Annotated in this window: 16 protein-coding genes and 5 tRNA genes; 6 read left to right on the top strand and 15 right to left on the bottom strand. The window is 43.2% G+C overall.

Features of this window, described 5'->3' with window-relative positions; all coding sequences use genetic code 11:
- Positions 1 to 13: 13 nt before the first annotated feature.
- The 15 genes from OTK50_RS18265 to OTK50_RS18195 form a co-directional block, all read right to left on the bottom strand.
- Positions 14 to 667, bottom strand: coding sequence for an ABC-2 transporter permease (locus OTK50_RS18265; RefSeq protein ID WP_025650153.1), 654 nt, complete (start codon positions 665 to 667; stop codon positions 14 to 16).
- Positions 645 to 1517: an ABC transporter ATP-binding protein gene (locus OTK50_RS18260; protein WP_025650152.1), complete on the bottom strand. Its 873-nt coding sequence runs from the start codon at positions 1515 to 1517 to the stop codon at positions 645 to 647. Before OTK50_RS18260 ends, OTK50_RS18265 begins: the two co-directional genes overlap by 23 nt.
- A 603-nt stretch (positions 1518 to 2120) precedes the next feature.
- The gene (locus tag OTK50_RS18255; protein ID WP_025650151.1) at positions 2121 to 3095 is read right to left on the bottom strand and encodes a TIR domain-containing protein; all 975 of its coding nucleotides are present in this window, start codon (positions 3093 to 3095) and stop codon (positions 2121 to 2123) included.
- Positions 3096 to 3110: 15 nt separating this feature from the next.
- Positions 3111 to 5522 (bottom strand): ATP-binding protein, encoded by a 2412-nt coding sequence (locus tag OTK50_RS18250; RefSeq protein ID WP_132106656.1) that lies wholly within the window; start codon positions 5520 to 5522, stop codon positions 3111 to 3113.
- 691 nt (positions 5523 to 6213) lie between these two features.
- Positions 6214 to 8016, bottom strand: coding sequence for a glutamine--fructose-6-phosphate transaminase (isomerizing) (gene glmS, locus OTK50_RS18245; protein WP_007609074.1), 1803 nt, complete (start codon positions 8014 to 8016; stop codon positions 6214 to 6216).
- A 431-nt stretch (positions 8017 to 8447) separates the two neighbouring features.
- Positions 8448 to 9794: a phosphoglucosamine mutase gene (gene glmM / locus OTK50_RS18240; protein WP_007408011.1), complete on the bottom strand. Its 1347-nt coding sequence runs from the start codon at positions 9792 to 9794 to the stop codon at positions 8448 to 8450.
- 17 nt (positions 9795 to 9811) lie between these two features.
- Complete coding sequence (locus OTK50_RS18235; RefSeq protein WP_015239058.1) at positions 9812 to 11251, bottom strand: YbbR-like domain-containing protein; 1440 nt, start codon at positions 11249 to 11251, stop codon at positions 9812 to 9814.
- Positions 11244 to 12065 (bottom strand): diadenylate cyclase CdaA, encoded by an 822-nt coding sequence (gene cdaA, locus OTK50_RS18230; RefSeq protein ID WP_003156763.1) that lies wholly within the window; start codon positions 12063 to 12065, stop codon positions 11244 to 11246. The genes OTK50_RS18235 and cdaA overlap by 8 nt, the downstream gene beginning before the upstream one ends.
- A gap of 165 nt (positions 12066 to 12230) precedes the next feature.
- On the bottom strand, positions 12231 to 12857 hold the full coding sequence (gene rsiW, locus OTK50_RS18225; RefSeq protein ID WP_003156765.1) for an anti-sigma-W factor RsiW: 627 nt from the start codon (positions 12855 to 12857) through the stop codon (positions 12231 to 12233).
- A 13-nt stretch (positions 12858 to 12870) separates the two neighbouring features.
- On the bottom strand, positions 12871 to 13434 hold the full coding sequence (gene sigW, locus OTK50_RS18220) for an RNA polymerase sigma factor SigW (RefSeq protein ID WP_003156766.1): 564 nt from the start codon (positions 13432 to 13434) through the stop codon (positions 12871 to 12873).
- 230 nt (positions 13435 to 13664) lie between these two features.
- Positions 13665 to 13736 (bottom strand) — tRNA-Gln (locus tag OTK50_RS18215).
- Between the two features lie 4 nt (positions 13737 to 13740).
- Positions 13741 to 13825 (bottom strand) — tRNA-Tyr (locus OTK50_RS18210).
- Between the two features lie 19 nt (positions 13826 to 13844).
- A tRNA-Thr gene (locus tag OTK50_RS18205) sits at positions 13845 to 13917 on the bottom strand.
- A 5-nt stretch (positions 13918 to 13922) separates the two neighbouring features.
- A tRNA-Val gene (locus OTK50_RS18200) sits at positions 13923 to 13998 on the bottom strand.
- Between the two features lie 3 nt (positions 13999 to 14001).
- Positions 14002 to 14073 (bottom strand) — tRNA-Glu (locus OTK50_RS18195).
- Positions 14074 to 14253: 180 nt separating this feature from the next.
- Between OTK50_RS18195 and OTK50_RS18190 the strand changes: the two genes are divergently transcribed.
- The 6 genes from OTK50_RS18190 to OTK50_RS18165 all read left to right on the top strand — a co-directional run bounded on the left by OTK50_RS18190 (position 14254) and on the right by OTK50_RS18165 (position 20988).
- Complete coding sequence (locus OTK50_RS18190; protein WP_007408014.1) at positions 14254 to 14706, top strand: DUF523 domain-containing protein; 453 nt, start codon at positions 14254 to 14256, stop codon at positions 14704 to 14706.
- Positions 14707 to 14724: 18 nt separating this feature from the next.
- Positions 14725 to 15201, top strand: coding sequence for a GNAT family N-acetyltransferase (locus tag OTK50_RS18185; protein ID WP_007609070.1), 477 nt, complete (start codon positions 14725 to 14727; stop codon positions 15199 to 15201).
- Between the two features lie 99 nt (positions 15202 to 15300).
- Positions 15301 to 16230, top strand: coding sequence for an N-acetylmuramic acid 6-phosphate etherase (gene murQ / locus OTK50_RS18180; protein ID WP_224181510.1), 930 nt, complete (start codon positions 15301 to 15303; stop codon positions 16228 to 16230).
- 128 nt (positions 16231 to 16358) lie between these two features.
- On the top strand, positions 16359 to 17726 hold the full coding sequence (locus OTK50_RS18175) for a PTS transporter subunit EIIC (RefSeq protein ID WP_224223974.1): 1368 nt from the start codon (positions 16359 to 16361) through the stop codon (positions 17724 to 17726).
- An 18-nt stretch (positions 17727 to 17744) separates the two neighbouring features.
- Complete coding sequence (gene pbp4b, locus OTK50_RS18170) at positions 17745 to 19028, top strand: penicillin binding protein PBP4B (protein WP_020955238.1); 1284 nt, start codon at positions 17745 to 17747, stop codon at positions 19026 to 19028.
- Between the two features lie 46 nt (positions 19029 to 19074).
- Positions 19075 to 20988 (top strand): glycoside hydrolase family 3 protein, encoded by a 1914-nt coding sequence (locus OTK50_RS18165; protein ID WP_020955237.1) that lies wholly within the window; start codon positions 19075 to 19077, stop codon positions 20986 to 20988.

The following is a 20988-nucleotide window of genomic DNA, read 5'->3' as shown; positions in this document are numbered from 1 at the left end:
ACTTGATCAGTTGCTAAAATTCTTTTTTATGATATATAGCTGCGGCAATGAAAAATGAAATGATATATAAGATAACGCCGATCATGAGATATATAACCGGAACATATAAAGAAGGATTTATGTGCAAAAATGACAGCGGTATTTGTTCTGCTACATACCCAACGACACTTTGCAATCCAAAGGTAGCAAAAAGTCCCCCCATTGCCCCTCCAATTACAATAGCATCGGATTTTTCCGGGCCTATCATGTAGAGAAGAGGATAAACGATTGCACCGGCAAAGAGAACGATGAACGTTCCAAAAGAGACAATATTAAATATGCTGTCAATCGGTTCATCAGATCCCAGGCTGTATACAAAGAAAACACCATAAGATAGTACGGCTCCGATCACAACAATCAAAAGATAAAAGAAATAGTGGCTTTGAACAATATTTGTTCTGCTGACCGGTAAAGTCAGGACATACCTGTCATAGCCAGACTTGCTCTCATACTTTATAACCTCAAGTGCGGGCATGACGACAAACAAAATAATCAGCATAGCAACAAAACGATGCATTGAAGCATCCCCAAAATAAAAAATGACTGCTGATACCAATATGGCCAACCCCGTGTATGCAAAGAAACTTCGATAAACCAGGTAATAGTTAGTCAGTAACAGACCTCTCAATGTTTTCACTCCTCGTTAAAAAGACGCTGATTTCTTCTATGGAAATGGTGTTGGCCGTTACGCCATTCGGCAATTTCTGTTGATCCGATACAAGCACACTCCAATAAGATCCATGTTTCCTTTTTGCTAGAACGATATCTTCGTCAAGCTCAGCCAATTGGCCTTCATCAACGTCTATAACAGTATAGCTTTCAAGAACCTTATCTTTCTCTTCATTTAATAAAATTTCGCCATCTTTCATAATAATGATATGGCTGGCTATCTTCTCGACATCAGTCATAATGTGCGATGAAAGTAAAATACCGCCGTTGCTTTTACTCACAAAGCTTTTTAATTCATTTAACAGATCATCTCTTGAAGAGGGATCAAGCCCTCCCGTTGCTTCATCCAAAAGTAATAATTTTGCATTATGCGACAAAGCAACAGCTACGGATAACTTCATTGACATACCGCGCGAGAATGTATTCACTTTTTTGTCCATAGGTAAAGAGAAAGAATGAACCAACCGGTAAAAATGATCTTGGTCCCAAGCGTCGAATAGTTTCTTAAATACATGATTCAGCTGCTTTATCGTAAGGTGCGCAGGAAGATTCATCGCATCAAATACGACCCCAATATCTTCTTTGAACTTTATATGTTTATCCAGATTCTCTTTACCAAAAATTTTCACTTTACCTCTATCCTGAGAGATTAATCCTAATATCGTTTTAAATGTTGTTGACTTGCCTGCGCCGTTATCACCGATAAAACCGACAATTGATCCGGCAGGCACATTGAATGTAACATCCTTTAAAACTGCTTTATGGCCAAAAGATTTGCTGATGTTTCTGATTTCTAAAAGGTTTGACATCATTCCACTCCTATCATTGCTGTCAGGACTTTTTTAAGAATTGAACCGGATTATTGTAAAAATGTTGTTATTTTTATATCTAGTCGAGGTATTCATAATGGATCAGGAGTCGACAAATACAAAAGGGATTTTAAAGTCTTAAGCATAATGTGAAATTGTAATCGATTGATTACATTTATATAATGGACTATTCATGATGAAAATTGCTGGAGGTGATTACTTTCCGATGAGGCATGCACAAAACAATTTACTAATGATTACATTTATGGATGTTAACCGGAATGCATCTCGTATTATAAAGCAGGTGTTAATCCTTTTCAATATATAAAAGGGGATTTCTTTACAATCGCAAAGAGTATGTATTTCTCATTTCCGCATTAAAAAAACCCCTCTGGCTAATAATGCAGCTTTCGAATAAAGTTCAATTAAAAGCATTTTGCAAACGTTGATTTTATAATAGAAGAAACCCACACATTTTGAACAAAGTTTGATCAAAATGCGTGGGTTTGATTTTTGTGTGGAGTTTGGTTTTATAAAAAAGATTGATATAAAATATCAATTTCCCACTATGTATATGGCATTAACTAAATTCAAAGCAATCATTTAGTTAACACTTTGGTTAATTTCTTTTATAAAAGCTGTATAGTCAGATGCTTTTAGGTCACTTAAATTAGTATTGTTCCAATCACTTATATCAGATAAAAATTCACTGACGTTATTTGTGATACTCTTTATTCTTTTTAACTCCTGTAAAGGTTCAATCTTATTTGTATCTTGAGTTATTTTCTGAATCATTTCCGAGTATGCCTTCTCTTTCTCTTCCCAATAAGATATATATCCTATCCTTTGCTCAAAAGAATATATATTAGCTGCAATTGTAGTCGGTATCTCTGAAAGTGAAGGTACAAATTCTTTATCAGAATCTTTTAGTATAACTAATAACATTTTCTCTTTATATTCACGCGAACGCATAACTTCAGATATCTCATACATACAATTTACTGATTTTAAATATTGGTCACTAATAATACTAATAACAAAATCGTGTTTCCCAATAGTTTTCATGAAATCTTTAATACTATCTTTAAACTCAATGTTTCGAACATCTCTAGTCAAAGTATACCCCATATTTTTGAAATCATTATCAATTAAATCAGCAAACGCTACATCATTCCAACAATATGAAATAAATATCTTCTGGTTCTTCATCTGTTCAGCCACTCCACTATCACCAATTTTATAAATCGTTTTATTTACTGTTACTAATTCCTCTGCTTTATTAATAGAAATATAATATAGCCTAATGTCTTTTAAAGTAAAGTACTCACTTTTAATATTTATAATACCCTCTATCAAATTTTGAACTCTCTCCAAACCAAATCTAAAGGGAAAATTCTTTATTTCTAATCTTTTTCCATCATCTCGTATTCCAAAGACTATATCTCCACCGTTACTGTTCGAGTATGCAACAATTAATTTTGCTATTTCTTCATGACTCGCAATTGGGTGTATATATGTTGTATTCTGTCTATTATTTGTACTTATTTTGTTTTCAATATCTTTAATTGTTCTAAACACTAAAAAGTACCTCTCTTATAACTTAGTCAATGGAATTTTAGATATACCTGTTGTTTTAAGCAAATCACCTAAAGTAACCATTCGTTGTACTTCTCCATCATCCGTCCATAATTGATAGTTGACATCATCTAAAGCCTCTAATTCTTCATCATAATAAAATATTATTTTTTGATAATCACTTGGACGAATAATGATTCTAAAATCATTTCCGTTATACTTAGCCGGAAATACTGTATCAGAATACTTTTCATTCATCCATTCTTCTAAAGTTGCCGGAAGTGTATAATCTTTAAGTCTGCTTAAATACTTAAAAATATTTTCTGTACTTCTATGTAGTAATTTCTCAACATAGCGTTTCATTTCTTCGGATGAGGTAATAACATGTTTTAATTGATTGATAATATCTTCTTTACTCAGTTCAGAGTTAGTTACAATCTCCATTATTTTATCTCGATTATTAATAATTTCATCTAATTCTTCAAACTTAATGTTATTTTCCTCTATTTTTTCCGCTATTCTATATCTTCTCAGATTTTCTTCTGGAGAAGATAACATCATTCTCTTTGAATATAAATTCCCAAACCATTTTTTTGATTTTTCAGGATTTGATAGGAACCAATTAGTTAATCTATTAAATATTTTTTGGGTAGATTCATTTCTTTCTATCCTGTCAATAGTTTCCTCACTGAGAAGTTTTGATACTTTGAGCTCAATTTGATCAGAGCATATTTCATTAGTCTTAATTTTTTTGGGGTGTTCTTCGAAATAGTGTTCAAATGAAATAATATCTAGTTTCAATAACTGTCCTTCAATTTTCTCACCCAATAATGTTAAGATCTGTTTTAATTCTTGATCTATATTTTTATCAAGATAAATACAGGCGAACTGTACAAATTCATTAATTTGATTCGGTACAAATGCCGATTTTACAACTTCATCAATACCTGCATCCTTAATCCAAAGAGAAAAAAATGCATTTAACCACTCTGCATATAGAGTCTTATCATTCAAACAAGCAACTAATTTATCAATATTTGAATCTTCAAAAATATCGTTTATCCAAGAGAATCCAGCATTCTCTCCAAAAACCTCCGCCCAGCCTAAGTAAGTATCTTTAGTTGGTATCGATACTCCGTTATAATTAGATAAAACATCCCAAAGTAAGTCCTTATGTGTGCTTTTTTTTGTTTTTGGTATGCCTATTGCTACGTTACCATTATTATCCTTAAATGCTAATCGTTTCAAATCTTCCAAATGATTATGGATAGGAACAATTGGACTCTTCTCAATATGCTCTTTAATTTCTTTATAGCTATAAGCCTGAATATTTGATGAAGTAGAGGGTTTTAAAATGCAAATATTAAATTCATTTCTTGTCCTTTTACTTTCTGAACAATAATCTATTAATTCCTTGTATAAAGAGACAGCTACCTTTATTAATTCATTATTTACTGGATTGCTATCTCTAATAGCATTTCTGTCCCTTTCTACTTCAAATAATCCTGAATTAACTACTATAGGAAAACTAAATTTTTCAGTTCCTAATAGAGGAAATTCACAAAAGACCCTTGGCATGGCATCAGGAATTGGTAAGAAATATAATTTCTTGTCTTTACGTTCAATAGCACAACCAATAGTTACATTATTTTCATTTAATATTAGCAACTCTTTAATACTATCAGAAACGTTAATTTGAACAGCTTTTAGCTTGTTATTTGAACGTGAAGTTTCTACTTTCTCCTTTTTGTAACAATCACCATTGTATGTAATAGAGTTGATATTCTTATTAAAAGTTAATACATAAGGAATAGTCTCTTTTAAATCTTCTATCCCTTCCTCTACTGCTTCTTTTATGTCATCATCCTGTATTAAATAAACGAATTTTGTATCCTCATACTCTTCTTGTAATTCCTCTTGATTTCTGCTTACAAGATCTAATTGTTCTAGCATAATTTTTGTTTTATTCTTAATATCGCTATAATCATCTCCTGACCTATCAACAATGAACTCAAATTTTGTATACCTACTATCTTCTTGGCTAAACGACCCTTCAATTCGTACAACCTCTGATAATAAATGAGTCGACATAAAACCTGTTCCAAATTTTCCTGTTTTCTTTTCTTCTGAACTTTGCTTAGATGAGATTTGTGTGATTAAATCTAATAAATTTTCATACGAAAATGGCAGTCCATTATGACTAAATATGATTTGATTATTAGAGTAATCAATTTTTATATCTATTTTCTTACCTTTAGGTGTACAGTCTGATGCATTTTGAATTAGTTCCCATATCCATCTACGCCTAATAGTCTTTTTTTCTATTTCTGAAGACTCTCTTATCTTTTTCAATTCATCCCAAATTGTATTAGAACTCGCATCTAAAACTTTATTTAATAAAACCTCTTCATTAGACATAGTAATAATCAAACCTCTTTTTCCCTGTATTTTTCTGAATTCCCGGGTATTAATTTCTTTTTATTTTCGGCATTATAAGATTTGAGGAGCCTTCTATATTATTCATTTAAATATCCTTTACGAATTCTCCAACTCTCTTGATTTAAGTAAAGATGATAATATTACCTAGATCTCGAATGGGTTTAAAACTACTTCAAAAACATTAACTGATATTTCTCAGTATATTGATTTTGTACAACCTTCTAACCAATATTTATTCGTCTCCCTAAGCCTTTATCATAACAATGTGTTCTTTTGTTTTAAGAACTGTATGATGGTTTATTTCTAACTCATCTGCAACCTTTCATTGATAATATAATCTAATGATTATCTTGTATGCTAATATTATTTTCTAAATATTCAGTTAAATGTTATAATTATTGTTTTATATCAGATAGAAGGCTCCTACTATCTTCCTTATTCAATTTATTATAAACGATGAGCATCCTTATTGTAGTTAACACTTGAATGTTTAGCTCCAGTTTATGTATTTTTTAGCTCCTATACCTTTTTCAATCAATTTTTCTACTTAGTTTTCTGTTTAGACATGAAAATACCCCTTTAGATGAGTATATCTAAAGGGGTAGAACGGTGCAACTTTTTCCAGGAACAATACAAACTTTGAATTTAAAACAACATACTGTTTTCTTTCCTTGTCAAATCCTTATTCCACAGTCACACTCTTCGCAAGGTTGCGCGGTTTATCAACGTCACAGCCGCGGTGCAGTGCAGCGTAGTAAGCGATCAGCTGCAATGGCACAACAGATACCAGCGGAGCAAGCGCAGGGTTGACTTCCGGCAGGATGAATCTGTCGTCTGCGTCTTCTAAGCCTTTCAGCGAGATGATGCAAGTGTTGGCGCCGCGGGCTGCGACTTCCTTCACGTTTCCGCGGATGCTCAGGTTGACGTGTTCTTGTGTCGCCAGCGCAAATACCGGTGTTCCTTCTTCAATCAGAGCGATTGTTCCATGCTTCAGCTCGCCGCCGGCGAAGCCTTCCGCCTGGATGTAAGAAATCTCTTTCAGCTTCAGGGCGCCTTCGACACATACGAAGTAGTCAAGGCCGCGGCCGATGAAGAAAGCGTTTCTTGAAACAGTCAGGTACTCACGTGCGATCATTTCCATTTCGTCCTTCTGGTCGCAGAGGGCTTCCATGGCGTTTGCCGCAATACCTAATTCTTTGACCAAATCAAAACCGATATCAACGCCGTTGCGTTCTGCTGCAACGGACGCAACGATCGCAAGCACGGCAATCTGAGCCGTATACGCTTTTGTTGATGCAACCGCGATCTCAGGGCCTGCGTGCAGAAGCAATGTGTAATCCGCTTCACGGGAAAGCGTTGATCCCGGAACGTTTGTGATCGTCAGCGCTTTGTGACCCAGCGCTTTGACTTGAACAAGCACGGCGCGGCTGTCCGCTGTTTCTCCGCTTTGAGAAAGGAAGATAAAGAGCGGCTTCTTAGACAGAAGCGGCATGTTGTAAGAGAATTCACTCGCTACATGCACTTCAACCGGTACGTTTGCCCACATTTCAATATATTGTTTCCCGACAAGACCAGCGTGGTAGCTCGTTCCGCAAGCCACGATATAAATGCGGTCCGCTTCCGCCACGGCGTCAGCGACATCGCCGGCCACGGCCAGTCTGCCGTTTTCGTCCTGATACGTTTGGATGATTTTGCGCATAACAAGCGGCTGCTCATCCGTTTCTTTTAACATGTAGTGAGGGTATGTGCCTTTTTCGATATCACTGGCGTCAAGCTCAGCGATATAAGACGCACGTGTCATGACTTCACCGTCAAGGTTTTTAATCACGGCTTCGTCTTTTGTCACGATCACCATTTCTTTGTCCAAAAGCTCAACGTATTCATTCGTTACTTGAAGCATAGCCATCGCGTCAGATGCCACGACGTTAAACGTATCTCCAAGGCCGATTAACAGAGGGCTTTTGTTTTTTGCAACGTAAATGGTGTCTGTGTTTTCACCGTCAAATAATGCAATTGCGTAAGAGCCTTTTAACAGAGTCAGTGTTTTGCGGAACGCTTCTTCTGTACTAAGTCCTCCCGCCACAAATTGCTCGATCATTTGAACGACTACTTCAGTGTCCGTGTCGCTTTTCAGTTCAACGTTTTCAAGATATTCGCGCTTCAGCTGAACATAGTTCTCGATCACACCGTTGTGAACAAGTGTAAAGCGACCGAGTGCGCTTTGATGCGGGTGAGCGTTCAGGAAGCTTGGTTCGCCGTGAGTCGCCCAGCGTGTATGGCCGATTCCCGCTTGAGATTCAACCGTGTGATCCACCACTTCACGAAGGTCGGCGATGCGGCCTTTTTCTTTGTACACATGCACGCCCTGCTCATTCGCCACAGCGATACCGGCAGAGTCATAACCGCGGTACTCAAGCTTCTCTAATCCTTTTAACAAAATCTCTTTCGCATCAAGCTGACCGATATAACCTACAATTCCACACATATTTTCTTCCTCCTAAAGGTGCAAAAGGAGACGAAGAAAGTCAAATTACAAGGGGACTTTCAATCGTCCCCTCCCACATGTTTTTTTGGAAGATCATGTGATTTCTCTTTGTTCGGAGAGTCGCCCCTCCGGTTTGAAGAAATCCTTACGGCTGTGATCTAAATGAATCAGCCGGGAGGCATCCGCCGAAAATTCGATAACCTCCATCCTCGTCAACTAAGCCGTTTTTCGGGCGCTTAGTTCGGGCGCTGTAATTATAAAAGATGCAAACAATCCCGCCTTTCCTGCAAGTGAAAAACAAAGGCTGAACAAGCTTGATTTTACAGCATGTGCCAAGGACGGTCAATTATTTTTTGCCGCCCCGGCATCATGTTTACTATCATATTATGCTGATCGCACTTGTCTTGTTCGCTCTCTGCTTATAAACTTCGCTACTCCGCTCCCATTTCTGTCCGCACGACATCCACGATTTTTGTGACATATTCGTCACAAAGCTCTTTTGTTCTCGCTTCGGCCATCACTCGGACGAGCGGTTCGGTGCCTGACGGGCGCACTAAAATCCGGCCGTCTCCGTTCATTTCTTTTTCCACTTCAGAAATAACGGCCTTCACCTTAGCGTTTTCTTCTACCTTATATTTATCCGTCACTTTCACGTTCACTAAGAGCTGCGGGAATTTTTTCATTTCATCCGCAAGTTCTGAAAGGGTTTTGCCGGACGCCTTCAGCGTATTCACAAGCATGATCGCGGACAAAAGACCGTCGCCGGTAGTGTTGTAATCAAGGAAAATAAGGTGCCCTGACTGCTCGCCGCCGACATTATAGCCGTCTTTTTTCATCGCTTCTACGACATAGCGGTCGCCGACTGCCGTTTGAACGCTTTTGATTTCTTCTTTTTCAAGCGCTTTGTAAAAACCGAGGTTGCTCATCACAGTCGATACGACGGTATCATCCTTCAGACGGCCCTCTGATTTCAAATACTTCGCGCATATGTACATAATCTGATCACCGTCGACGATGTTTCCTTTTTCATCAACAGCAATGAGGCGGTCGCCGTCTCCGTCAAACGCAAGGCCGATATCGGCGTTTTTTTCTTTGACGAAAGCACTCAGTGCTTCCGGGTGTGTAGACCCGACGCCATCATTAATGTTTAATCCGTTCGGAGACGTCCCCATTGTAGACACGTCAGCATCGAGATCGGCAAAAAGGTGCGTCGCAATGGATGATGTCGCACCATGGGCGCAGTCAAGCGCTACATGAATGCCTGTGAAATCTTCGTCCGCCGTCTGCTTTAAAAATTGCAGATACTTTTGAACGCCTTCAAAATAATCGTTTACAAGCCCGAGGTCCGCGCCTGTCGGTCTCGGCAGCTTATCTTCCGGTTCATCCATGAGACGTTCAATCTCGGCCTCCTGCTCATCAGAAAGCTTAAAGCCGTCCCCTCCGAAAAATTTAATTCCGTTATCCTGTACGGGGTTGTGAGAAGCGGAGATCATGACGCCCGCCTCAGCATCCATGGCTTTCGTTAAATAGGATACCCCCGGCGTAGAAATAACGCCGAGGCGCATCACTTCAGCTCCGATCGATAAAAGTCCGGCGACAAGGGCTCCCTCCAGCATATGTCCGGAGATACGTGTATCACGGCCGATCAGCACTTTCGGGCGCTGCTTATCTTTGGTCAGGACATAACCGCCAAAACGCCCAACTTTAAAGGCCAGCTCTGGCGTAAGCTCGCTGTTGGCAACACCTCTTACACCATCTGTTCCAAAATACTTGCCCATTTTGTATCGCTCCTTTTTCATTCTGTTGAAGAAGAATCAGCGCTTGATCCGTCTTCATCCTGGTCTTGATTTTGATCCTGGTTTTGACTTTTATTCTGATCGCTGTCAGTATCGTCTTCCCGGTTCTTGTTCTTGTCTTTGTCTGCGTCTCCGCTTGTGCCGTTCTTATTGCCGGAATCAGCGGAGCCGCCGTCATTTTTATTTGAACTTGTGTTTTTCTTAGAAGTCAGCTTGATCTTAACCGTGTCTTTAGACAGGGACCATGTGACGTTTTGCGGGCCGTTTACTTCTAGCTTTACAGAGTGCTCTCCGTCATCCAAGTCCGAGACATTGGCATACAGTTCAATGTCCGACTTTTTCAGCGCCTTAATGTTGGCGGGAGAGCCTTTGGCCGTAATATTTATCGCCTGCGATTCAGGATCGAGAAACTCAATCTGCTGTGAGCCTCCCAGTCCGACCGTCTTGATTCCGACATTGTCAAAATCCTTTTTGTCTTCACTGTCCACTTTAACATGAAGCGTGATTTTTTCCGGTGATACCTTGGTGACACCCTTAGGAAGCGGGATATCGGCATTGATATCGGTATCTTTATCAATTTTGCCTAAATCAAGAGATACGCCGTCAATAAATTCAAGTGAATCCAGCACATCCTGCGGACCGTAAACCGTCACCTCACTCGGATTCGAGTCAATGCTCGCAACGCTCACCCCGTCCGGAAGACTTCCCTTCCTTTCGATTTTGAAAGGAAGCTTTTTGCTCGGACTGGCTACGGGAACCGTCACTTTAATGACTGACGGTTCAACATCAACAGGAAGTGCGTTGCCGTCTTTGTCATAGACGGTCACCTTCACTTCCTTTTCAATGGTCTCATTTGCATTTTCTAGGTTCACGGATGCTTTGACAAGTGAAATGTTATCAATCACATTTTTCGAACCTGTAATCTGCACGTTTTTCGGGCTGATAATCGGCTGCTGAGGGGTATATCCCTTTTTCATTTTGCTTTTATTGTAGTATTCAACTTCCACGGGAAAACTCTCAGCCGTTTTTTCCTGAATCGTAACCGTCGTGACTGACGGGTTAATGGAGATCGTCAGTCCGTCCGATACGTTTTTCGCCTTCAATTCGACCTTATGAGTCCCGGTCTTCAGCTTATTCATATCGGCGTATATCTCAAAATTCTTCGTCTGTCTCGCCTTTTTCACCGCGCTTGTCGAGCCTTTAATCGTGACATTTACGGTCTGGGGCACGCCGGTGACGACATAGTTCGCTTCATCATAGTATGCTTTTACAGGAATATCAGTAAGCGTAGCCTCGTCAGTCGTTGATGTCGGAAAAAAGGATTCCCCCGGCTTTTTCGGAGTCGGCGCCTGGTTGTTGTTAACCGCAACGTAAAGCAGCAGCGCAAAGAGCAATGCAATGATCTTTACAGCCCAGCGGTTGTTTAAGAATTTATCCATTTTTCTTGCCCCTCCAGTACCAGCGGTTAGAAGAAGTATCTCTGGCGTTTTTCTTAAACTCGGCTTCAAGCATTTCTTTCAGTGCTTCTTCCGTCAATTCTCTGTGAAGGTCTCCGTTTTTGGCCACACTGATGGCGCCCGTCTCTTCAGATACAATAATGGTTAAGCTGTCCGTCACTTCACTGATGCCGACAGCCGCTCTGTGACGCGTCCCCAGCTCCTTTGAAATAAACGGGCTTTCAGAAAGCGGCAGATAACAGGCAGCCGCCGCAATCTCGTTATTTTTCATAATGACCGCTCCATCATGCAGCGGTGTATTCGGGATGAAGATATTAATCAAAAGCTCCGAGCTGACCTGCGCATTAAGCGGGATGCCCGTCTCAATATAATCGCCCATTCCCGTATCGCGCTCAATCGCGATGAGTGCGCCGATGCGGCGTTTCGCCATGTAGCTGATCGATTTTGTAATCGCTTCAATTGTCTTATGCTGCGCTTCCTCCACGGGGGTTCCGCTCCTGGAAAAGAACCGGCCCCGTCCGAGCTGTTCAAGCGCCCGTCTCAGCTCAGGCTGGAATATAATGATGATCGCTAAAAATCCCCATGTTATCGCTTGGTCCATCAGCCACTGAAGCGTGCTGAGTCCCAAATATGAACTGGCCATCCGGACCAATACGATGACGACGATTCCTTTTAAAAGCTGAACCGCCTTCGTCCCGCGTATGACCATGATTAATTTATATATCACATACCAAACAAGGAGAATATCAACGGCATTGCCGAGGTATTGCAAAAATGGGATGTCCTCAAAAGCCATTTCCTCGTCCTCCAAGAATTCAGTCATTTCGTTTTTCTGTTATGAATTGTGCTGCATGAGCAATATGTACATCATATAGCGTGCTCATTATACCACATTTTGATTTCTCAAGTGAAATGAGCCAGCGCGGCGATGCACAAAAAAAGAGTAAAGCGATTATACGCTTTACTCATCTTCATTCGGGTCCAAAGCGCTCACGACGCCCTGGCCCGCCGATTTCAGTTCGTACCAGACCCAGTCAAACAATTGGTTAATCTCTTCAATCTGCCCGGTGACTTGTCCGGCTGAGGCCATGTATTTTTCTCCGTTGACGACGGTCACATTGCCGTCGACTTTTCCTTCAATGAACAGCTTGCCGTTTTTTACTGTGACATCGCCCTTTACAGTCTCGCCTTCAGGGACGGTGACCGTGTGATTCTGCACGACAAGGTTCGGCTGTTTGGACACACTGAAATTGTGGTCATTATGCCAGCTGTTGAAAAAACCGCCGCCCATTAAAATCACAAAAACCGCTGCGGCTGCAATCATCGGATGAGTTTTGATCCATCGTTTTACAGAAGCGCGTTTTTTCTCTTTTGGAAGATTCGCCATAACTTTGGCAGTAAAATCAGCAGGGGCCGTGACATGCGATGTGCTTCGGACGAGTGCTACGGATTTCTCCATTTCATGAAAATGCCGTTTGCAATTCCCGCATGACTGCAAATGTTGTTTTAATACGTTTTCATCTTCAGGAAGGATATCTCCATCAAGATGCTTATGCATAAGCTGCACAATCTGTTCAGGACAGCTCATTTCATCACCCCACTTAAAGATCCCTCAATTGTTTTCTAAGAGCCTCTCTGCCTCTGTGTATCCTTGTCTTGACGGTGCCGACAGGGATATTCAGAATCTCCCCGATTTCAATTAAAGAGAGTTCGTCAATATACTTTAATACAATAACCGTTCTGTACTTGTCAGGCAGCTTTAAAATCTTTTTCTGAATTGTGTCCGACAGCTCCAATGACAATACGGCGTCTTCAGGGAGAACCCCGTCCGCGGCGATCTGCGAATACATCGTCAGCCCTTCTGCTCCCGCTACTTCTGCGTCCAGATAGTAATCAGGCTTTTTCTTGCGGATGCGGTCAATGGTCAGGTTGGTCGCAATTCTGTAAAGCCACGTTGAAAACTTTCTGTTGATATCGAAACTGTCGATATTGACGTACGCTCTGATAAAAGCTTCCTGCGCAATATCTTCCGCTTCGTGAACATTGCCGAGCATGCGGTAGCAAAGCTGGTAAATCTTATCTTTATAAAGGTCAACGATTTCTGCAAACGCATTTTGATCGCCTTTTTTGACTTGCTTGATTCTTTTTTTAATCAGGTTTTCCATGTTTTATCTTACCTCTGCCCTTCACCGGTCTGTATCTATACGTTGATTGTTTTAAAAGGTTTCATTTTTTTATTACATTTATTTTACCAAATTTCAGGCAGGGTGTAGATGGAAAATACAGAATATACTGCCTTAACAGCAGCTTAAAAATAGTATATCTGATGAACAATCAGAAATTGAAGCAAAATGCTGATAAAAAAAAGACACCTTTATGCAAAAGGTGTCTGAGACTGGGCTAGCTGGATTCGAACCAACGCATGACGGAGTCAAAGTCCGTTGCCTTACCGCTTGGCTATAGCCCAAAAATGGTGGAGGGGGGCAGATTCGAACTGCCGAACCCTGAGGGAGCGGATTTACAGTCCGCCGCGTTTAGCCACTTCGCTACCCCTCCGTATTTTTTTGGAAAACAGTGCCGGCCAGAGGACTTGAACCCCCAACCTACTGATTACAAGTCAGTTGCTCTACCAATTGAGCTAGGCCGGCAAATATGGTGGAGGATGACGGGCTCGAACCGCCGACCCTCTGCTTGTAAGGCAGATGCTCTCCCAGCTGAGCTAATCCTCCATATGACCCGTACGGGATTCGAACCCGTGTTACCGCCGTGAAAGGGCGGTGTCTTAACCGCTTGACCAACGGGCCGTTGTGTCCGCGTCGAGCTGACAAAAGTTATTATATACAGGTTGTACCCTATTTGTAAAGAGAAAAATTATTTTTTTTATTTTCAAACTTTTTTACCCGTTTTTTAACTGAAAAACTCATCCCTCCTCTCTTATTTCATTTATGATGAAAGTATCAAAATATTGAAGGGAATGGACACAGATGATCTTAGTCAGCTCTTGTCTCGGCGGTATCGAATGCAGGTATAACGGCTCTCACGCCGCTTCGGAAAAAATCCGCAGACTCGTAGAAGAAAAGAAAGCTGTTATGGTCTGCCCCGAACTTTTGGGCGGCTTCACCACTCCCCGCGAACCGGCGGAAATCATCGGGGGTACGGGCGAAGACGTGCTGAACGGAACAGCAAGAATCGTAACGGCATCAGGCGAAGACGTTACGGCTTTATATATGGACGGCGCGGAAAAAACGTTAGCATACGCAAAAGAAATAGGCGCCGCAACGGTCATCCTTAAAGAAAACAGCCCGTCCTGCGGCAGCAGCTTCATCTATGACGGCACTTTTTCGGGAAAAAAAATAATCGGAGACGGCATCACTTCCGCCCTTTTAAAACGGGCAGGTTGCCGTGTTCTATCAGAAGATGAATTGGATCAATTATAAAAAAGGAGAGTAGATATCATGGATGTAGCCCTGTCCTTTTATAAACCGGAGCATGCAGACGGGCTGAACGGGTTTGTGCTGAGTGAAGAAGATAAAAAGTTCACAGCTCTGCCGATAGATGTCCTGCCGCAGGCTCTCGTCATCCGGGATCGCTACCCGACAGTCATTTTAAAAGAAGACCGCCCCGTCGGTTTTTTCATTTTACATACCTCAAAAGAAACCATTGCCCCGTATTCGAACAATGTGTCTGCCATTTTGCTGAGTGCGCTGTCCTTACATGCGCCGCATCAGGGAAAAGGTTATGCCAAACAAGCGATGCTGCAGCTCCCCGCTTTTGTCGCAAATTACTTTCCTTGGTGTGATGAAATCGTGCTTGCTGTAAACCATCGCAATCATCGTGCAAAGAACCTGTACCGGTCTTCCGGTTTTATTGATAAAGGTCGTCGCACGATCGGCCCCATCGGCGAACAGCACATTCTGCATCATTTTTTGTGAAAGCGCTTGATTACTTATCTCATCCCTGCCGATTTTTCTTGAAACATCTATTCAGAAGCCCATATACTTCAAGTATTAACGACTTGGGAGGGTACAATCATGACAGACCGGCTTAACATTCACAGATTGACCACAGAAACCAGAAATCCGCAGACTGCTTCAATCCATCAAGCAGACACGATGGAAATTCTCCGCATCATTAACCAAGAGGATTTCAAAGTGGCTGAAGCCGTTCAGCAGGTGCTGCCCGATATTCAGATTGCCGTTCAATTCGCCCATCAGTCCTTACGGCGAAACGGAAGGCTGATTTATGCGGGAGCGGGCACAAGCGGCAGACTCGGTGTACTGGATGCAGTTGAATGCCCGCCTACATACAGCGTAAGTCCCGACACCGTCATCGGTCTGATGGCCGGAGGAGCAGACGCCTTTTTGCAAGCGGCTGAAGGTATAGAAGACAGCGAGGAAACCGGCGCTCTCGATCTCAAAACGATCGGGCTTACCGCAGAAGACACCGTGATCGCCATCGCGGCAAGCGGGCGCACGCCGTATGCGGCCGGTGCGCTGAAATACGCAAAAACAATCGGCGCCAAAACCGTCGCGCTCACATGCAATAAACACTCGTTGATCAGCACTTATGCCGATCACAGCATTGAAGTCGTCGTCGGCCCCGAAGTGATTACAGGGTCAACACGAATGAAAGCGGCGACGGCACATAAAATGATTCTGAACATGATTTCCACGGCCGTGATGATCAAAAGCGGCAAAGTGTACGAAAATTTAATGGTGGACGTTCATGTCAGCAACGAAAAATTGAAAGAACGCGCAATCGGCATTATCCAAAGCATCACGGGCGTTCCGTACGACAAGGCAAAAGAAACGCTTGAGGCCGCAGGCAGCCATGTCAAAACGGCAATCGTCATGCTGAAGACGAATTCGGACGAAACACACGCGAAGGCACTGCTCAAAGAATCAGACGGCTTCATTGATAAAGCCATTGAACAGCACCTTTCAAAAGAAAAAGAACGCTGATCGTTCTTTGGTGAAAAATAATGTGCTTTTACGAGCCCGCGCCGTTTTCATGATCGGCGCAGGCGCTTTTAGGACGCGTTTCAGGCACAGCTCCCCGGGAAAAATCGTACGGAAAAAGGAGGATCTCCATGAGCAAAGAGGCATTTTATCAGTCACTGGCCAAAGATATTCTGGACAATTGCGGCGGTTCATCGAATATCTCAGGCTTTACCCACTGTATGACACGCCTGAGGATTACACCTTTAGATCAGGACAAAACGGATATTGAAACGCTGAAACGGCTGGACGGGGTAATAGGCGTCGTCGAAGCCGAAACACTGCAGATCATTCTCGGCACGGGTGTCGTCAATCATGTCGCCGACGCTTTCGCAAAACTTATGTCATCCGGAAAAAACATTGATTTAAAAGAAGCCGCCTCACGGAAAAAAGCCGATCTCAACAGAAAAAACACCACACCCATCAGACTGTTTCTGAGAAAAATATCAAGCATCTTCATTCCCCTTATTCCCGCACTCATTGCATCAGGTTTAATCACCGGTATTACGAAAGCCGTCATTCAGGCCGGCTGGCTCCCGAAAGAATCCCAAATCGCACTTATTTTAACGGTTATCGGTTCAGGCTTATTCGCTTACCTCGGCGTCCTTGTCGGCATCAATGCGGCGAAGGAATTCGGCGGGACACCCGCGATGGGCGGCCTTGCGGGCATATTGATCCTTAACCCTGAGATCGCCAATATCAGTTTGTTCGGAGAGAATCTGCTCCCTGGCAGGGGAGGATTAATCGGCGTTCTTTTCGCTGCGGTTTTTATCGCTTATACCGAACGGTTTATCAGAAAGTACGTCCATCAATCCATCGACATTATCGTCACGCCTACATTGTCTTTACTTATCACCGGGCTGGTGACATATGTCGTTTTTATCCCTGCAGGCGGTTTTATTTCTGATCTCATTACATCAGGTTTATTGTCGCTGCTGAATGTCGGGGGAGTGCTCTCAGGGTTTGTACTGGGAGCCGCCTTCCTGCCGCTTGTCGTCACCGGCCTGCATCAGGGCTTGACTCCCGTACATTTGGAATTAATCCGATCAATCGGAGATGACCCGCTTCTTCCGATTCTCGCGATGGGAGGCGCGGGTCAGGTAGGGGCAGCCTTCGCCATCTTTATGAAAACAAAAAAAGCCTCATTGAAAAGAGCGATCGGCGGAGGACTTCCATCCGGTCTGCTCGGAATCGGAGAGCCGCTCATCTTCGGCGTCACGCTCCCGCTCGGCCGGCCGTTTTTGACGGCGTGTTTAGGGGCGGGAATCGGCGGCGCCTTTCAAGCCCATTTTCAGGTGGCTACTTTTTCAATCGGTGTCTCCGGCCTTCCGCTCTCGTTTCTCGTACAGCCGGCTCAAATCGTTTTGTATATCATCGGTCTCTTCATCTCTTACGCGGCGGGCTTTGTCTTCACTTATGCGTTCGGATTTAAGGATGACATGGCTGCTGAATTTGAATAAACCGGGAGGGATCAGAATATGAAAACACTGACAGCCGCCATACTCACAATGGTCATCAGCCTCTCTTTTTTGCCGCAGCACAAAGCCGAAGCCCAATCCGAATTATACGACGCAGCAAAGCTCAGAAAGGTTGATCAAATGATTGAAAAAGACATCGCAGCAGGATTCCCCGGAGCCGTCCTCGTCGTCGTAAAGGACGGACGGGTGATCAAAAAGAAAGCATACGGCTACAGCAAAAAATATGACGGGAACATCCTTTTATCCCGTCCGAAAAAAATGAAAACATCAACCATGTTTGATCTAGCTTCCAATACAAAAATGTACGCGGCGAATTTTGCATTACAGCGACTCGTCAGCCAGGGAAAGCTTGATGTGTATCAAAAAGTCTCGGCTTACCTTCCTGATTTCAAAGACAGAAAAAGCGATCCGATTCAAGAAAAAGACCGCATACGCGTCATCGATGTGCTCCAGCATCAATCCGGTCTGCCGGCAAGCTTTTATTTCTATCAGCCGGACACCGCAGGCCCTTTGTATTCACAAGAACGGGATAAAACGATCCGTTTTCTCACTCAAATCCCGCTTGCATACAAACCTGGAACAAAACACGTATACAGCGATATCGGTTACATGCTTCTCGGCTGCATCATTGAAAACATAACCGGAAAAACCCTTGATGCCTATGCGGAACAAGAACTGTACAAACCGCTGAAACTGACGCACACACTGTTCAATCCGCTGCAAAAAGGCTTTAAAGAAAAATCATTCGCAGCTACTGAACGTTTAGGCAACACACGTGACGGAGTCATCCGTTTCCCTCACATCAGGACGTATACGCTGCAGGGGGAAGTTCACGATGAAAAAGCATTTTACTCAATGGGAGGGGTGTCCGGTCACGCCGGGCTGTTTTCCAGAGCTGATGACATGGCCGTCCTTCTTCAAGTCATGCTGAACGGAGGCAGTTATAAACACGTTTCTCTCTTCAATAAAAGAACGGCCGATTTGTTCACCACGGCGGCATCCTCTGATCCGACTTTCGCTCTCGGCTGGCGGAAAAACGGCAGCCCGGATATGGAGTGGATGTTCGGCCCTTATGCAAGCAGGCAGGCATATGGCCATACGGGATGGACCGGCACCGTCACGATTATTGATCCCGCTTATAAGCTGGGGATCGCACTTTTGACCAATAAAAAGCATTCCCCCGTCGTCAGTCCCGGTGAAAACCCGAATGTTTTTGAAGGGGATCTTTTTCCGACTGGAAGCTACGGCAGCATCATAAAAACGATTTATGAAGCCATTGAATGACAACCCATGTCTTTTGTCCAAACTATGACGGCAGGAGGGCACCATCATGAAACTTGTTATCTCAGCTGTATTACTGTTGTTCATTGTTTTCGGCACGCATCATGTATCGACAAAACCGGACATTCCGTCACAGGCGGAACAAGCGGTATCCCGTATGACATTAGATGAAAAATTAGGGCAGATGCTCATGCCTGATTTTCGCAATTGGCAAAAAAAGGGGCAGTCATCACCTGAGGCTCTTACCCAAATGAATAAAGAAGTCGCAGGGCTTATTCAAAAGTACCGGTTCGGCGGCGTTATTTTATTTTCAGAAAATGTAAAAAACACTGAACAAACGGTACGCCTGACAGATGCCTTTCAAAAGGCGAGCCCTGACATTCCGCTATTATTAAGCATTGATCAGGAGGGCGGCATCGTAACTAGACTTGGTGAGGGCACTCATTTCCCAGGCAATATGGCGCTCGGAGCCGCTAGAAAAACAGCCTACGCGTCCCAGACCGGCGCCATTATCGGGAAAGAACTGAAAGCACTGGGCATTAATACGAACTTCGCTCCCGTTCTCGATATCAATAATAATCCCGGAAATCCTGTCATCGGCGTCAGGTCCTTCAGTTCAGACCGAGATCTGACAGCTTCACTCGGTCTTGCCTCAATGAAGGCTCAGCAAAAGCAGGATGTCGCTGCCGCCGTCAAACATTTCCCGGGACACGGCGACACGGATGTCGACAGCCACTACGGCCTTCCGCTTGTCACCCACAATCAAGAAAGGCTGCGTCAGATTGAACTTTATCCGTTCCGGAAGGCCATTCAGGCCGGAGCTGATATGATCATGACAGCCCATGTGCAATTTCCCGCGTTTGACGATACAACCTATAAAAGCAAGCTGGACGGTTCAGACATCCTCGTACCCGCCACGCTCTCGAAAAAAGTGATGACTCATCTTCTCCGTGAGGAAATGGGCTTTAACGGCGTCATCGTCACGGATGCATTAAATATGAAAGCCATTGCCGATCATTTCGGCCAGGAAGAGGCGGTCGTCATGGCCGTAAAAGCAGGAGTCGATATTGCCCTGATGCCGGCCCAAGTGACATCGCTGCAAACAGAAAACCGCTTTGCCCGGGTTCATTCCGCATTAAAAAAGGCGGTACAAAAAGGGGATATTCCGCTTCAGCAAATTAACAAATCGGCGGAACGCATCATTTCCCTGAAAATAAAACGAGGGATATATCCCGCACCGAAAGAGACAAATCTGAAAAAGAAGATTGCAAAAGCAAAGAAAACCGTCGGCAGCAAAAATCACCTGAAAGCTGAAAAACAAATCGCGGAAAGGTCCGTCACCGTCTTACAAAACAAAAACCGCACGCTCCCATTCAAACCGAAAAAGAACAGCCGCGTTCTCATTGCCGCTCCATATGAAGATCAAACAGCGTCAATGGAACAAACCATTCGGCAGCTCATCAAGAAGAAAAAAATCCGGCCGGTAACCATCAGTAAAATGAACTTCGCCGAGCGCACATTTCATGATGAACACAAAAAGCAGATATCTGACGCTGATTACGTGATTACAGGCTCATATGTTGTGAAAAATGATCCTGTCGTAAACGACGGCGTGATTGACGATTCCGTCACAGATCCCGGCAAGTGGACGACTGCATTTCCGCGGGCCGTCATGAAAGCCGCACAATCGAACCAAAAACCCTTTGTGCTGATGAGCCTGCGTAATCCATATGACGCTGCGAACTTTGAAGAAGCTGAAGCCCTTATCGCAGTCTACGGCTTTAAAGGATATACAGACGGACAATTCCTCCAGCCAAACATTCCGGCAGGCGTTGAAGCGATATTCGGACAGACAAAACCGCAAGGCAGGCTGCCCGCTGACATTCCTTCCGTCACGCATCCGGGAACGACACTGTATCCTTATGGTTTCGGTATCAATCTGAAGACCGGAAAACCGCTTTAA

The sequence above is a fragment of the Bacillus sp. NEAU-CP5 genome (assembly GCF_026420705.1).
GTDB classification, from domain to species: Bacteria; Bacillota; Bacilli; order Bacillales; family Bacillaceae; genus Bacillus; species Bacillus velezensis.
The sequence above is the reverse complement of the archived record's forward strand: the minus strand, read 5'-3'. Positions and strand labels throughout refer to the sequence as shown.

What these genes read in the sequence shown, in the direction of transcription:
- glmM (WP_007408011.1), bottom strand. Translation starts at nt 9,794, where the DNA reads ATGGGCAAGTATTTTGGAACAGATGGTGTAAGAGGTGTTGCCAACAGC.
- OTK50_RS18235 (WP_015239058.1), bottom strand. Translation starts at nt 11,251, where the DNA reads ATGGATAAATTCTTAAACAACCGCTGGGCTGTAAAGATCATTGCATTG.
- OTK50_RS18260 (WP_025650152.1), bottom strand. Translation starts at nt 1,517, where the DNA reads ATGTCAAACCTTTTAGAAATCAGAAACATCAGCAAATCTTTTGGCCAT.
- murQ (WP_224181510.1), top strand. Translation starts at nt 15,301, where the DNA reads ATGACAGACCGGCTTAACATTCACAGATTGACCACAGAAACCAGAAAT.
- sigW (WP_003156766.1), bottom strand. Translation starts at nt 13,434, where the DNA reads ATGGAAAACCTGATTAAAAAAAGAATCAAGCAAGTCAAAAAAGGCGAT.
- pbp4b (WP_020955238.1), top strand. Translation starts at nt 17,745, where the DNA reads ATGAAAACACTGACAGCCGCCATACTCACAATGGTCATCAGCCTCTCT.
- rsiW (WP_003156765.1), bottom strand. Translation starts at nt 12,857, where the DNA reads ATGAGCTGTCCTGAACAGATTGTGCAGCTTATGCATAAGCATCTTGAT.
- OTK50_RS18190 (WP_007408014.1), top strand. Translation starts at nt 14,254, where the DNA reads ATGATCTTAGTCAGCTCTTGTCTCGGCGGTATCGAATGCAGGTATAAC.
- glmS (WP_007609074.1), bottom strand. Translation starts at nt 8,016, where the DNA reads ATGTGTGGAATTGTAGGTTATATCGGTCAGCTTGATGCGAAAGAGATT.
- OTK50_RS18185 (WP_007609070.1), top strand. Translation starts at nt 14,725, where the DNA reads ATGGATGTAGCCCTGTCCTTTTATAAACCGGAGCATGCAGACGGGCTG.
- OTK50_RS18175 (WP_224223974.1), top strand. Translation starts at nt 16,359, where the DNA reads ATGAGCAAAGAGGCATTTTATCAGTCACTGGCCAAAGATATTCTGGAC.
- OTK50_RS18165 (WP_020955237.1), top strand. Translation starts at nt 19,075, where the DNA reads ATGAAACTTGTTATCTCAGCTGTATTACTGTTGTTCATTGTTTTCGGC.
- cdaA (WP_003156763.1), bottom strand. Translation starts at nt 12,065, where the DNA reads ATGGCTTTTGAGGACATCCCATTTTTGCAATACCTCGGCAATGCCGTT.